11 protein-coding genes are annotated in these 13327 nt (G+C 71.0%); 9 read left to right on the forward strand and 2 right to left on the reverse strand.

Annotated elements, in window-relative coordinates; genetic code table 11:
* Window positions 1-4: 4 nt before the first annotated feature.
* From RMP09_RS13055 to RMP09_RS13065, 3 genes are all read left to right on the forward strand, one after another.
* Window positions 5-2245, forward strand: a complete 2241-nt coding sequence (locus RMP09_RS13055) for a xanthine dehydrogenase family protein molybdopterin-binding subunit (protein WP_310566409.1) — start codon at window positions 5-7, stop codon at window positions 2243-2245.
* 150 nt (window positions 2246-2395) lie between these two features.
* On the forward strand, window positions 2396-3439 hold the full coding sequence (locus RMP09_RS13060) for an XdhC family protein (RefSeq protein ID WP_310566410.1): 1044 nt from the start codon (window positions 2396-2398) through the stop codon (window positions 3437-3439).
* 12 nt (window positions 3440-3451) lie between these two features.
* A complete protein-coding gene (locus RMP09_RS13065; RefSeq protein ID WP_310566411.1) occupies window positions 3452-4138 on the forward strand; it encodes an NTP transferase domain-containing protein in 687 nt (228 codons plus the stop codon).
* Between the two features lie 28 nt (window positions 4139-4166).
* Here RMP09_RS13065 and RMP09_RS13070 read toward each other — a convergent pair whose 3' ends face one another.
* Together RMP09_RS13070 and RMP09_RS13075 are read right to left on the reverse strand one after the other, a co-directional pair.
* Window positions 4167-5141 (reverse strand): ornithine cyclodeaminase family protein, encoded by a 975-nt coding sequence (locus RMP09_RS13070; RefSeq protein ID WP_310566412.1) that lies wholly within the window; start codon window positions 5139-5141, stop codon window positions 4167-4169.
* Window positions 5087-5782 carry a cation transporter gene (locus tag RMP09_RS13075; protein WP_310566413.1) on the reverse strand — a complete coding sequence of 232 codons (696 nt, stop codon included), beginning with the start codon at window positions 5780-5782 and terminating at the stop codon, window positions 5087-5089. Before RMP09_RS13075 ends, RMP09_RS13070 begins: the two co-directional genes overlap by 55 nt.
* Before the next feature lie 79 nt (window positions 5783-5861).
* On the opposite strand from RMP09_RS13075, the gene RMP09_RS13080 reads away from it, so the two are divergent.
* The 6 genes from RMP09_RS13080 (at window position 5862) to RMP09_RS13105 (ending at window position 13234) form a co-directional block, all read left to right on the forward strand.
* Window positions 5862-6320: a Cd(II)/Pb(II)-responsive transcriptional regulator gene (locus tag RMP09_RS13080; protein WP_310566414.1), complete on the forward strand. Its 459-nt coding sequence runs from the start codon at window positions 5862-5864 to the stop codon at window positions 6318-6320.
* A gap of 253 nt (window positions 6321-6573) precedes the next feature.
* Window positions 6574-8280: a hypothetical protein gene (locus RMP09_RS13085; RefSeq protein WP_310566415.1), complete on the forward strand. Its 1707-nt coding sequence runs from the start codon at window positions 6574-6576 to the stop codon at window positions 8278-8280.
* Between the two features lie 129 nt (window positions 8281-8409).
* Entirely contained in the window at window positions 8410-9750 is a 1341-nt protein-coding gene (locus RMP09_RS13090) for a TrkH family potassium uptake protein (protein WP_310566416.1), read from the forward strand.
* Window positions 9743-10414: a TrkA family potassium uptake protein gene (locus tag RMP09_RS13095; RefSeq protein ID WP_310566417.1), complete on the forward strand. Its 672-nt coding sequence runs from the start codon at window positions 9743-9745 to the stop codon at window positions 10412-10414. Before RMP09_RS13090 ends, RMP09_RS13095 begins: the two co-directional genes overlap by 8 nt.
* 171 nt (window positions 10415-10585) lie before the next feature.
* Window positions 10586-12673, forward strand: a complete 2088-nt coding sequence (locus tag RMP09_RS13100) for an ATP-binding protein (protein WP_310566418.1) — start codon at window positions 10586-10588, stop codon at window positions 12671-12673.
* Window positions 12674-12802: 129 nt separating this feature from the next.
* A complete protein-coding gene (locus tag RMP09_RS13105; protein ID WP_310566419.1) occupies window positions 12803-13234 on the forward strand; it encodes a BLUF domain-containing protein in 432 nt (143 codons plus the stop codon).
* Window positions 13235-13327: the final 93 nt, after the last annotated feature.

A 13327-nucleotide genomic window follows, 5' to 3' on the forward strand; every position in this document is an offset into this window, starting at 1 on the left:
CACCATGTTCAACGCCTCCACACACGAACTCCCGCGCGCCCTGCAACGGATGCTGGCGCGCGACCAGGACCCGGCGCCCGTGGCCGATCTGCCGCGCCGCGCCTTCCTCAAGCTAGGTGCCGCCAGCGGTTTTGCGCTGGGCGTGTTCCCGCTGCTGTCGCAGGCACAGGGCACTGCTGCTGCGCCCGTCGCGCTCAAGCCCACGCAGATGCCCGGCGCTTTCGTCGCCATCGCGGCCGACGGCACCGTGACCGTGACCGTCAACCGCCTCGAATTCGGCCAGGGCGTGCAGACCGCGCTGCCCATGATCCTGGCCGAGGAGCTGGACGCCGACTGGTCCAAGGTGCGCAGCCAGCTGGGCACCAACGACGGTGCCTACGCCGACCCGCTGTTCGGCATGCACCTGACCGGCGGTTCCAACTCCATCAAGAACAGCTTCACCCAGTACCGTGAGCTGGGCGCCCGCGCCCGGGCCATGCTGGTGCAGGCCGCGGCCACGCGCTGGGGGGTGGACGCCGCCGGCCTGCGCACCGAGAACGGCGTGGTCATCGGCGCCGGTGGCCGGCGTGCCACTTACGGCGAACTGGCCGAGGCTGCCATGGCCCTGCCCGTGCCCGCCAGCGTCACGCTCAAGGACCCGAAGCAGTTCCGCCTGATCGGCCGGCCCACCACGCGGCTGGACGCCGCCGCCAAGAGCAGCGGCCGGCAGGACTTCGGCATCGATGTGCGCCGCCCCGGCCAGCTGACGGCCGTCATCGCCCGGCCGCCGGTGTTCGGTGCGAAGCTGAAGTCGGTGGACGACGCCGCGGCGCGCGCCGTCAAGGGTGTGAAGGCGGTGCTGCGCGTGCCGCTGGACCGCGGCGCCGAAGGCGTGGCCATCATCGCCGACGGCTACTGGCCCGCCAAGACCGCGCGCGACGTGCTCAAGCTCGAATGGGACAGCAGCGCGGTCGAGAAGGTGGACAGCACGGCCCAGCTGGCGCAGTACCGCACGCTGGCCGGCCAGCCCGGCGCCAGACACTTCGACGCCGACATGGCGCCGCTGGCCAACGCGCCGAAAAAGATCGACGCCGAGTTCGTCTTTCCCTACCTGGCGCACGCGCCCATGGAGCCGCTGAACTGCACGGTGGAACTGAGCGAACAGGGCGCCACGCTCTGGGTCGGCTCGCAGATGCCGGGGCTGGACGGCATGGCCGCCGCGCGCACGCTGGGCCTCAAGCCCGAACAGGTCCAGGTGCGGGTGCAGTCCGCCGGCGGGGGCTTCGGCCGCCGCGCCATCCCCACCAGCGACTACCTGGTCGAGGCCTGCACCATCGCCAAGGCGGCCCAGGCCGCCGGCCTGCGCGCGCCCATCCGAACGCTGTGGAGCCGCGAGGACGACATCAAGGGCGGCTACTACCGCCCCATGCACCTGCACCGCGCGCAGATCGGCTTTGACGCCAGCGGCCAGGTGCTGGCCTGGGACCACGTCATCGTCGGTCAGTCCATCCTCGCCGGTTCACCCTTCGAGCCCATGATGGTCAAGAACGGCATCGACGCCACCGCGGTGGAAGGCATGCGCACGCCGTACCCGCTGCCCATGCGGCTGACGGTGCACCACCCCAAGGTGAATGTGCCGGTGCTGTGGTGGCGCAGCGTGGGCAGCACGCACACGGCGTTCGTCATGGAAACGCTGATCGACCAGATCGCCCGCGAAACGCAGCAGGACCCGGTGGCCTACCGCATGAAGCTGTTCGGCCAGGCGCACCCGCGCCACCGCGCGGCCCTGCAACTGGCGGTGGACCAGAGCGGCTACGGCAAAAAGAAGCTGGCCGCCGGCCGCGCCTGGGGCGTGGCGGTGCACGAGTCGTTTGAATCGGTGGTGGCCTATGTGGTCGAAGCCTCGGTGAAAGACGGCCAGCCCGTGCTGCACCAGGTCACGGCCGGTGTGCACTGCAACCTGGCGGTCAACCCGCGCACGGTGGAGGCGCAGGTGCAGGGCGCCGCGCTGATGGGCCTGGGCATGTGCCTGCCGGGCGCGGCCATCACCTTCAAGGACGGTGTGGTCGAGCAGCAGAACTTTGGCGACTACACCGTGGCCCGCATGACCGACATGCCGGCCATCGGCGTGCACATCGTGCCCAGCGCCGAGCCGCCCACCGGCATGGGCGAACCCGGCCTGCCGGCGCTGGCCCCGGCGTTCGCCAACGCGCTGGCAAGGCTCACGGGCAAGCCGCTGCGCGAGCTGCCCTTCAAGATAGCTTGACCCACCCCCGCCGCGCTGCGCGCGACCCCCTCAAGGGGGCAGCACTGGCCGTCCGGCACAGCCGGCCCGGCGGTGCCCTGGAATGGGTTGCGGCATGCGTGGCGGGTGGCGCTCCGGCAAGGGTGTGAATCGACATCGAGAGGAATGAACATGGAAGACCTGGACACCCAAGTCCTGCGCGGCGCGCAGGCCTGGCACGCGGCGGGCCTGCCGGTGCTGCTGGTGACGGTGACGCGCACCTGGGGCTCGTCGCCCCGGCCGCCGGGCTCGCTCATGGCCATCAACGGCCGGGGCGAGACGGTGGGCTCGGTCTCGGGCGGCTGCATCGAGGACGACCTCATCCGCCGCGTGCAGGGCGAAGGCCTGGACGCGGTCTGCGCCCAGGGCCGGCCCGCCACGCTGCGCTACGGCATCTCGGCCGACCAGGCGCACCGCTTCGGCCTGCCCTGCGGTGGCACGGTGGAACTGGTGCTGGAGCCGGTGGCCGCGCACAGCCTGCTGCCCGAACTGCTGCAGGCCAACCTGGAACGCCGCAGCACACAGCGCCGGCTGGACCTGCGCAGCGGCGCGGTCACGCTGCACGAGGGCCGGCGCGACGGCCTGCCCGAGCTGAGTGATCACGCGCTGGTGACCCACTTCGGCCCGCGCCACCGCCTCATCGTCATCGGCGCGGGCGACCTCTCGCGCTTCCTCAGCCAGATGGCGCTGGGCCTGAACTTCGAGGTCATCGTCTGCGACCCGCGCGAGGAACAGCGCGCCAGCTGGTCGCTGGACGGTGTGACGCTCAGCCACGAGATGCCGGACGACCTGATCCTGCGCCTGCGGCCCGACGCGCGCACCGCGGTGGTGGCGCTCACGCACGACCCCAAGCTGGACGACCTGGCGCTGATCGACGCGCTGCAGTCCGAGGCCTTCTATGTGGGCGCCATCGGTTCGCGCCGCCACACCGGCCTGCGGCGCGATCGCCTGCGCGAGCACTTCGGCCTGGCCGATGCCGAGCTGGACACGCTGCACGGCCCGGCGGGCCTGTACATCGGCAGCAAGACGCCGGCCGAGATCGCTCTGTCCATCATGGCCGAGGTGGTGGCGGTGAAAAACGGCATTGAACGGCCCGCGCCCCAGCCCGTGGCCGATGGCAAGGCCGCGTTCGGGGATGCCTCCGGCGCCAGCCTGCCCGCCATCTGCGGCGTGTGAGCGTGTGAACCCATGAACACAGCCGCTCCACCAGCCGTCCCGTCAGCCCAACCCCCCGCCGCCACCCTGCTGGCCGCGGGCCTGGGGCGGCGCCTGGGTGGGGTGCCCAAGTCGGCCCTGCTGATCGATGGGCTGAGCGTCTTCGAGCGCCTGGTGCAGGCGCTGCGCCAGGCGGGCATCACCCAGGTCAGCGCGGTGATCGGACCCTACGCCGACACCCTGCTGCCGCTGGCCCGGCGCAGCGGGGTGCGGGTGGTCCAGCAGCCGGTGCCCGACGCGCCCCTGGTCGCGTCCCAGCGGCTGGCGCTGCACGACCACCTGCTGCACCAGCCCGGCCGCGACCTGCTGCTGCTGGTGGCCGACCTGCCCCTGCTGGCCGGCGAGCACGTCGCGCTGCTGCTGCGCGCCTGGCAACAGCGCCCGGCCCGCGTGTGGGCGCAGATGCCCGTGGTGCAGGGCGTGCGCGGCCACCCGGTGTGCCTGGCCTGGCCGGCGGTGCAGGCGGTGGCGGCCCAGCCCTACCCGCGCGGGGTGCGCGACTGGCTGGCGGGCGCCGGCGACGCGGTGCAGGCCGTGACCACCGACCACGACGCCTACACCACCGACCTGGACACGCCCGACGACCTGGCCGCCTTGCGGCAGCGGCTGGCGCCGCGGGCCGTGGCGTGGCCTGGCCAGCACGCCGGCCCGGCCCTGTAGGCGCCTGCCCTGGCGCTGCCCGTGGGCTTCAGGCGGCCGGCGCGGCGGACGCCGATTCCAGCACCAGCACCGCGGCGGCCAGGTCTTCCAACGCGGTGCCGACCGACTTGAACACCGTGCGCTCGGTCGCGCTCTTGCGGCCTGTGGCCACACCCTTGCACAGGGTGGTCAGCGTGCCGCGCACCTCGTCGGCGCGGAACACGCCGTGCTGCATCGGCACCAGCAGATCGCCGCTTTTCTGCAGCGCCTCGTCGGTGTCGACAAACACGCGTGCGTTCTGGAAGCAGGCGTCGTCGGCCTCGCGCATGGCGGGGGTGAAGCCGCCGATCAGGTCCAGGTGCGAGCCCGGTGCCAGCCACTCGCCGCGCACCACCGGTTCGGTGGCCAGCGTGGCGCAGCTGACGATGTCGGCCTCGGCGCAGGCCGCGGGCAGGTCGGTGCTGGCAAAGGCCGCCACGCCGCTGGCGCGCACCTGGGCGGCCAGGGCCTGGGCCTGTGCCGGGTCGCGCGCCCACACGGTCACGCGGTCGATGCCGCGCACCGCGCGGTAGGCCGCCGGCAGCAACTGCGCCACCCGGCCCGCGCCCACCACCAGCAGGTGCCGGGCGTCGGGGCGTGCCAGGTACGACGCCGCCAGCGCCGACGCCGCCGCGGTGCGGCGCGCGGTGATCTGGTCGCCGTCGATGTGGGCCAGCGGTGCGCCGGTGCGCGCGTCGAACAGCAGGTAGCTGCCGTGCAGCCCGGGCAGGCCGCGCCGCGCGTTGCCCGGGGCGATGTTGACGATCTTCACCCCGTAGTACTGGCCGGCGATCCAGGCCGGCATCAGCAGGCTGGTCATGCGCCGGCCGGCGGCGTCCTGCCCCGCTTCGCCGGGCGGGTTCACGATCTCGTGCACATGGCGCGCCGGCACCTCGCAGCCGGCTGCAAAACGCGCGCGCAGCGCGGCGATCAGGGCCTCGAAGGGCAGGGCGGTTCGGGTGGCGTCGGCGTCGAAGAAGTGCATGCACCGATGGTAGCCGCCGCCGGGGATGCGGCGCCGTCCAGTTCCGCCCGTGCCTGCCGGCGCACCGCCCGCCCGCCCTGCAGCGCCAGCGCCGCCATCAGCGTGGCCACCGCCAGGTCGGGCCAGGCCGTGCCCGTGCCCGCCACGCCCAGGGCCGCGCCCATCACCGCCAGGTTGCCGATGGCGTCGTTGCGCGAGCACAGCCACACGCTGCGCATGTTGGCGTCGCCCTCGCGGAAGGCGTACAGCAGCGCCGCCACGCCCACGTTCACCGCCAGTGCCAGCGCGCCGATGGCGCCCATGGTCACCGGCTCGGGCAGGGCGCCGAACCACAGCGACCAGACCGCCCGCCCCAGCACGAAGGCGCCAAAACCCATCATGGTCCAGGCCTTGACCCAGGCCGCCCGCGCGCGCCAGACCAGCGCCGCGCCCAGCACCGCCAGCGACACGCCGTAGTTCAGTGCGTCGCCCGCGAAGTCGATCGCGTCCGCCATCAGCGACAGCGAATCCGCCCGCTGGCTGCCCGCCAGTTCCACCACAAACATGGCGGCGTTGAGCACCAGCGCCAGCCACAAGATGCGGCGGTAGCGCGGCGATTGCGCGGCCGCGGGCGGGGTGTCGTGTTCACAGGTGCAGGCCATGGTTTTCTCCTTCAATGCGGGTATTGAAAACCCTGGAGCCACTACAGTGTCAAGCACACCATCCAACGCAAGCCACGCCATGCAGATCAAAGCCCTGTCCGCCGCCACCGGCGTGGACGTCGAAACCATCCGCTACTACGAACGCCAGGGCCTGCTGCCCGCACCACCGCGGCAGGCCAATGGCTACCGGGACTACGGCCTGCCGCAGCTTGAACGGCTGGCCTTCATCCGCCACTGCCGCGCGCTCGACATGCCCCTGGCCGCCGTGCGCCAGCTGCTGGGGGCGCTGGACGCGCCCGGCCCCGAGTGCGGCGACGTCAACGCCCTGGTGGACGAACAGCTCGCCCGCGTGCGCGCCCGCCTGGCCAGCCTGCGCGCGCTCGAAAAGCAGCTGCGCAGTCTGCGCACCGCCTGCAACGGCGCGCCGGGTGCGCAGGGCTGCGGCATCCTGCACGAACTGGTGGCCGCCGCGCATGGCGAGGCCTGTGCCTGCCATGGGGCCGACGCCTCCACCGCATCGCGCCGGGTGCCCGCGTGAGCCCAGGCCCCACCCCTGGCGGCCCGCCCCGCGCGGCAGCGCGCGGGCTTTTCGGGCCCTTGCCCTGCGTGGCCTGAACACGCCGCAGGGGGCGCCGGGCGGCGCCCTCAGGGCGGCCCGCCGGGGGCCGACCCGCACGCCTTTGATGCGGTGGACAGCGTTTGGACCCCCAAACGAGCGGCGCGGTGTTCGCGGGCGGTTCTGGACCCGGCCCTCCATGATCTTGTATGCTGAAGTGAGCTTAAGTATTTAGTTGCACTGGCAGACAATGAATTCATTACTCCGTTGGGTTTGGCTGGTTGTGTGGGGGCTGGTGGGGTGGTCGGTCCAGGCGCAGACGCTCAACAGCGTGTCGGTGCAGGCCATCAACGACGCCACCTGCGTGGGGGAGCGGGCCGGTGCCACCCGCAGTTGCACCTCCAACGACTTCAGCACCATCGTCTCGGTCGAACAGGACTCCGCGACCGCGCTGTCTCAGTGCCTTTTCGGCCAGCAGCTGAGCTTGAACGTCAACGCCGTCGTCGAAAGCCAACTCCCCGACCGCTACGACGTGGCGGTCTTCTTCGGACAGTCCGGCAACAACCCGCGCATCTTCGACACGTCCCAGAAATGTTCCGTCGCGGTGGTGGCGCCCACCACCGTGCTGGCGCCGCAAACGTTTCCGCCGCCCTCCACGCCGTCGATTTTTCCGTTTTTCAACGCGGATGGCGACACCTGCGGCGACTTCCGCGGCAGGAGCTTTCCGGCCACCGACGGATTCCAGTCGGGCCGGGCCAACCTGCACGTGGTCGGTGTCAAGACCACCTGCCTACCGGCGGCCGGAACGGCGCAGGTGGCGCTGCCCTACACGGTGGTGTTTGACAACGTCGCGGCCAACAGCTGTTCTGTCGACACCGTCACGGCCGGGACCAACGCCAAATGCAGCACCAGCGCGCCCGAGATCGGTGCCCTGGTCAATGGCTTGGCGATCAATGGCTACGTGCGCGTCACCAAGCAGACGGTACCGAACACGTCGACCCAGAGCTTTGGCTTTTCGGTGGGTGCCAGTTCGTCGCCGACGGCCTCGGGCGACACGCCGTCCACGACGTCGTTCACGCTCTCTCACAACCTGTCCCAGACCATCACGGTCCCTTTGCACCCCACCGGCGGCACCCGAACGCTGGTCATCCAGGAGAGCCTGGTCGACGGGTGGGGGCCCGGGGCCAGCGTCGCCTGCACCCGGCCCGACGGCTCTGCGGCGCCCTTTGTCATCGTGGACGCCGCCAACCGGCGCATCACCGCCCAACTGACCGGGACGGACGGCGCGGCCCACTGCACCATCACCAACACGCGTCAAACCCGGGTCCGCACCGACAAGCGCCTGTCGCCGGCGTCCGATCCGGGCCGCTTCAACCTCACGGCGGGCGGCGTCACGGTCACCAACCAGGGCGACGGTGGCTCCACAGGCTGGCGGCTGGTGGCCCCCAGCACGGCCCAGACCTTCGCCGAAACGGGGTACACGGGCACCTCGGTGGCCACGTACCAGAGCGGCTTCGCGTGCGTCCGCGCGGACACCAGCACCCCGATCTCCAGCGGGTCTGGCACGTCCACCACCCTGACCCCCGCGCCGTATTCCGACACCCTGTGCACGTTCACCAACAGCCGCTCCGTCGGGCTGAGCATCACCAAAACCAACAACGTTTCCACGTTGACCGCCGGCAGCACCACGCAGTACGCGATCACCGTGGGCAATGCCGGGCCGAGCGACGCCGCGGGCGCGGTGCTCACCGATCCCGCGGTGGCAGGCTTGTCCTGCTATGAGGTGTTTTGTGAGCCGGGTCCCGGGACGGCCACCGCCACCTGCCCCGGTGCCCTCGATGTCCCGTCCCTGCAGTCCGGCGTGGCCATCCCCGCCTTCCCGGCGGATTCCAGCCTGGTCTTCCGACTGAACTGCAGCGTCGTCGCGACCGGGATTCCCTGATTTTTCGCTCGGGAGCCGGTTGCCGTCTCCCGCGGCGACACCGGCCGCCCGCCCGCGCGGGCGGGGCTGGCGGCCACGGGTGGCGGTGGGGCACAGGCTAGACTCCTTCACCCTTCCCGCTCAGATCCCATGAAGAACCCCCTGCCCACCCATCCGGCCGCCGTGCTGGCGCTGGCGTTCCTGGCCACCATCGTGCTGGGCGCGGGGCTGCTGATGCTGCCCTGGGCCAGTGCCAGTGGCGAAAGCGCCCCGTGGCTGACGGCGCTGTTCACCGCCACCTCGGCGGTGTGCGTGACGGGGCTGGTGGTGGTGGACACCGGCACCTACTGGAGCCCGCTGGGCCAGGGGCTGGTGATGGCGCTGTTCCAGCTCGGCGGTTTCGGGATGATGACCTCGGCCACGCTGATGGGGCTGCTGATCGGCGGGCACATGAAGCTGCGCACGCGGCTGCTGCTGCAGTCGGAAACGCACGCGCTGTCGCTGGGCGATGTGCGGTCGGTGGCGCGCATGGTGCTTGTGGTGACCGTGGTGGTCGAGGGCGGGGTGGCGCTGTGGCTGGCGGCGCGCTTTGCCATCACGATGGGCCTGGGCTGGCGCGAGGCGCTGTGGCAGGGCGCGTTCCATTCGGTCTCGGCCTACAACAACGCGGGTTTTTCGACCTGGCCCGACAGCGTGATGCGCCATGTGGCGGACGGCTGGGTGCTGGCGCCGCTGATGCTGGCCATCGTGGTCGGCGGGCTGGGGTTTCCGGTCATCACCGAGCTGTGGGCCAACCGGCGCAAGCGGCACGCGCGCTGGTCGGTGCACACCACGCTGACGGTGTGGGGCTCGGTGGCGCTGGTGCTGCTGGGCACGCTGGCGCTGTGGCTGGTGGAGCACAACAACCCCAAGACGCTGGGGCCCCTGGGTTTTGCGGACCAGTGGCTGGCGGCGCTGTTCACCTCGGTGTCGGCGCGCACGGCGGGCTTCAATGCGGTGGACATCGGGGCGCTGGAGCTGGAATCGCTGCTGCTGCACTGTGTGCTGATGTTCATCGGCGGCGGCAGCGCGGGCACGGCCGGTGGCGTGAAGGTGACCACGGTGTTCCTGCTGCTGCTGATCGTCTGGAGCGAGATCCGCGGCCGGGCCGACGTGGAGCTGCGCGGACGGCGCGTGGCCACGCAGGTGCAGCGCCAGGCGCTGTCTATCCTGGTGCTCAGCGGGGCGGCGGTGTCGCTGGGGCTGCTGGTGATCGTGCCGATGGCGGCGCACCTGCCGCTGGAAAAACTGATGTTCGAGGTGGTGTCGGCGTTTGCGACGGTGGGGCTGTCCACCGGCATCACGGCCGAGCTGCCGCCCGGTGCGCAGGGCGTGATCATTGCGCTGATGTACGCCGGCCGTGTGGGGGTGGTCACGCTGGCGCTGGCGCTGGCGATCAACCAGGTGCCCAGGGCTTACCGTTACCCAGAGGAGAAACCGATTGTTGGCTAAACCGAATGTGAAAAAGGGCGACAGCGTGGTCGTCATTGGCCTGGGGCGCTTTGGCACCAGCGTGGCGCGCGCGCTGGTGGCCGCGGGCCACGAAGTGCTGGCCATGGACGCCGACGAGGCGGTGGTGCAGGACCTGGCGCACGAGCTGCCGCACGTGGTGAAGGCCGATTCGACCGAGCTGCAGGCGCTGCAGCAACTGTCGGTGACCGACTTCTCGCACGCGGTGGTGAGCATCGGCACCAACCTGGAGTGCAGTGTGCTGACGGTGCTGAACCTGGCGCAGATGGGGGTCAAGGACATCTGGGCCAAGGCCAACAGCCCGCAGCACGGTCGCATCGCCGAGCGGGTGGGCGCGCACCACGTGATCTACCCCGAGGCCGACATGGGCGAGCGGGTGGCGCACCTGGTGACGGGCAAGATGATGGACTTCATCGAGTTCGACGATGGTTTTGCGATCGCCAAGACCCGCTCGCCGATGGAGACGCACAACAAGACGCTGGCGGTGTCGAACGTGCGCAAGAAACACGGCATCACGGTGGTGGGCATCAAGCGCCGCCAGCAGGACTTCATCTACGCCAAGCCGGACACCGAAATCAAGCCGGGCGACCACCTGATCGTGGCCGGGCCGACACCGCTGATCGAGCAATTCGCGGCGCTGTACTGACCCGGGCGGCGGGCGGGGCGGTTCAACATTTGGCCCGTTCGGCCGACATGATGGGTAGGCGGGCGCCAGGCATCGGCGCGTCCAGGGTGGTGCGAAGCGAGGGGGCAGGATGGTCGTGGTGGTGAACCTGTGCAGGGCGCGTGTGGGCGCCGTGGCGGCTGGGGCCCGGCGGTGAAGGCGCGCACGCGTTCGTTTGTGACGCTGGTGGTGGCGTTTGCCGTGGTGGCCGCGGGCGTGCTGTGGTGGCAGACCCTGCATTCGCAGGCGCAGCTGCGCGAGCAGGTGCTGCTGCAGGCCGAGCAGCGCAGCCTGCACCTGGCCGATGCCATCGCCGGACAGGTGCAGGCGCAGCTGAACCTGATGGACCTGTCGCTCAAGGGCCTGCGCGAGCACTGGGCGAACGAACCGCGCGCGCGTTTTGACGCGTTGGCCAAGGACGCACTGGCGAACCTGCCGCCGGGGCTGGTGTCGCACGTGTCGGTGGCCAACGCCCAGGGGACCCTGGTCTACAACAGCCTGGGCCTGGACCCGGGGATGTACGTGGGCGATCGCGCGCATTTCCAGGCGCTGCGGGTGGGTGCGGATGCGTTGCGGGTGTCGTCGCCGGTGCGCTCGCGGCTGACGGGTCAGTGGGTGTTTCTGGTGGGGCGGCCGCTGCTGCGCGCGGGGCGCTTTGACGGCGCGATCTACCTGCTGGTGCAGTCCGAGCCGGTGGCCCGGCTGCTGGAGACGGTGGAACTGACGCAAGAGGATGTGGTGTCGCTGATCCACCCCGAAGGTCTCTACCTGGCGCGCAGCCAGGGCAACGCCGACTCCATGGGCCAGCAGGTGCCGGCGAACTGGCCGTTCCGGGTGGACCCGGCGCTGGTGCGCGGCACTTACCGGGTCGACGACGTGCTGGGCCACGCGCCGCGCACGTACGGCTGGCACCGGTTGCGGGGCTCGGAGCTGGTGGTGTCGATCGGGCTGGCGCAGTCGGCGGTGCTGGCGCCGCTGGCCCCGGCGCTGCGGCGCAACCTGCTGGCCGCGGGGGTGTTGTCCCTGCTGCTGCTGGGTTTCGGGGGGGTGATCGTGCGCGATCATGTGCAGGCGGTGCGCCAGCAGCGGGCGCTGGCCCGCAGCGAGGAGCGGCTCAAAGAGGCGCAGCAGCTGGCGCACATGGGCGGCTGGGATCTGGACCTGGCGACCGGCGAGGTGGTGTGGTCCGACGAGGTGTACCGGATCTTCGAGGTCGATCCGGCGCGGACCGAGCCGACCTTCAAGCGCTTCCTGGAGTGGGTGCACCCGGACGACCGGGCGCTGGTGCGGCGGACCTTCGAGGCCTCAATCAAGGACCACCAGCCGTACAACGTGGTGCACCGCCTGCTGCTGCCCGATGGGCGGGTGAAACACGTGCGCGAGCGCGGCGTGACCGAATACCAGGGCGAGCGCGCGGTGCGCAGCCGGGGCACGGTGCAGGACGTGACCGAGGTGCGCCTGGCGCAGCAGGCGCTGCAGCAGCTCAACGAGCAGCTGGAAACGCGGGTGAACGAACGCACCAGCGAGCTGGCGCTGGCCAACCGGGAGCTGGAGGCGTTCACCTACAGCGTCTCGCACGACCTGCGCACGCCGCTGCGCAGCATCCACGGCTTTGCCTGTGTGCTGGAGGAAGAGGAAGCGCCGGGCCTGTCGGACGCGGGGCGCCAGCACCTGCGCCGCATCCAGGACGGTTCGCGGCGCATGGGGCAGCTGATCACGGACCTGCTGTCGCTGGCGCACCTGAACCGCGCGAAGATGCAGCAGGTGCCGGTGGACCTGAGCGAGCTGGCCTGGCAGGTGGCGGGCGAGTGCCAGCTCGGCGAGCCCGGGCGCACGGTGGACTGGCAGATCCAGGACGGCCTGCAGGCCATGGCGGACCCGGGCCTGATGCGGGTGGTGCTGCACAACCTGCTGGGCAATGCCTGGAAGTACACCCGGCCGACACCGAACCCGCGCATCGACTTCACGCTGGAGCGGCGCGAGGACGGCATGGCGACGTTCTGCGTGCGCGACAACGGGGCGGGCTTTGACATGGCCTACGCGGCGCAGCTGTTCCAGCCCTTCAGGCGGCTGCATGCGCACCACGAATTTGAAGGTTCGGGCGTGGGCCTGGCCACGGTCAGCCGCGTGATCCGCCGCCACGGCGGGCAGGTGCGGGGCGAGGGCGCGGTGGGCCAGGGGGCGGCGTTCCATTTCTCCTTGCCCGAGGTGCCGGTGCCCTCGGACCTGACCACCTGGTGAGCCGGCGCGGACCCGCTGGCGGCTTGATCCATGTCAAGTTGTGCCGGGCAGGGCCGATGTTCACTGAGCGACCGTGTCTCCTGTCGGACCTGTCGCCGGCCGATTCCTGATGTTTTTCTGGGAGTCCTGATGCCCCTGCACGAACTGATCTACGTGAGCCTGGCCGACCACGCCATGGCCCCGGACGAGCTGCAAGCCCTGCTCACGCGGGCCCGCGCCTTCAACCGCATGCATGGCATCACCGGGCTGCTGGTGTACCGCAACCGGGAGTTCATGCAGCTCATCGAAGGCGAGCGGGACGCGGTGCTGGCGCTGTACCAGCGCATCGAGCACGACGCCCGCCACCGGCAGATGTACCGGATCTGGGACGGGCCGATCGCCGCGCGCAGTTGCGACGATTGGGCCATGGGCTACGCCGAACCGAGCGACAAGGCCTGGCACGCCCTGCCCGATGGCCACCAGGTGCTGGACAACGGGCTGTTCGCGGCGGGACGCTCGTCGGTCGGCAAGCGCCTGATGCTGCGCCTGCGCGACGAACTGCTGGCCAGCCAGGGCGACTGAGCGCCCCGAGGCGACGGGAAACCCTGCGCCGTTCGGAACAATTCGGTTACAAAAGACCCTTGAACGACCCGTTGCGCCCGCAGCGGGCACAGC

Source organism: Hydrogenophaga sp. (genome assembly GCF_031426985.1).
Taxonomy (GTDB): domain Bacteria; phylum Pseudomonadota; class Gammaproteobacteria; order Burkholderiales; family Burkholderiaceae_C; genus Hydrogenophaga.

Coding starts and splice junctions, on each gene's coding strand:
- RMP09_RS13055 (WP_310566409.1), top strand. CDS start 5: ATGTTCAACGCCTCCACACACGAACTCCCGCGCGCCCTGCAACGGATG.
- RMP09_RS13060 (WP_310566410.1), top strand. CDS start 2,396: ATGGAAGACCTGGACACCCAAGTCCTGCGCGGCGCGCAGGCCTGGCAC.
- RMP09_RS13065 (WP_310566411.1), top strand. CDS start 3,452: ATGAACACAGCCGCTCCACCAGCCGTCCCGTCAGCCCAACCCCCCGCC.
- RMP09_RS13070 (WP_310566412.1), bottom strand. CDS start 5,141: ATGCACTTCTTCGACGCCGACGCCACCCGAACCGCCCTGCCCTTCGAG.
- RMP09_RS13075 (WP_310566413.1), bottom strand. CDS start 5,782: ATGGCCTGCACCTGTGAACACGACACCCCGCCCGCGGCCGCGCAATCG.
- RMP09_RS13080 (WP_310566414.1), top strand. CDS start 5,862: ATGCAGATCAAAGCCCTGTCCGCCGCCACCGGCGTGGACGTCGAAACC.
- RMP09_RS13090 (WP_310566416.1), top strand. CDS start 8,410: ATGAAGAACCCCCTGCCCACCCATCCGGCCGCCGTGCTGGCGCTGGCG.
- RMP09_RS13105 (WP_310566419.1), top strand. CDS start 12,803: ATGCCCCTGCACGAACTGATCTACGTGAGCCTGGCCGACCACGCCATG.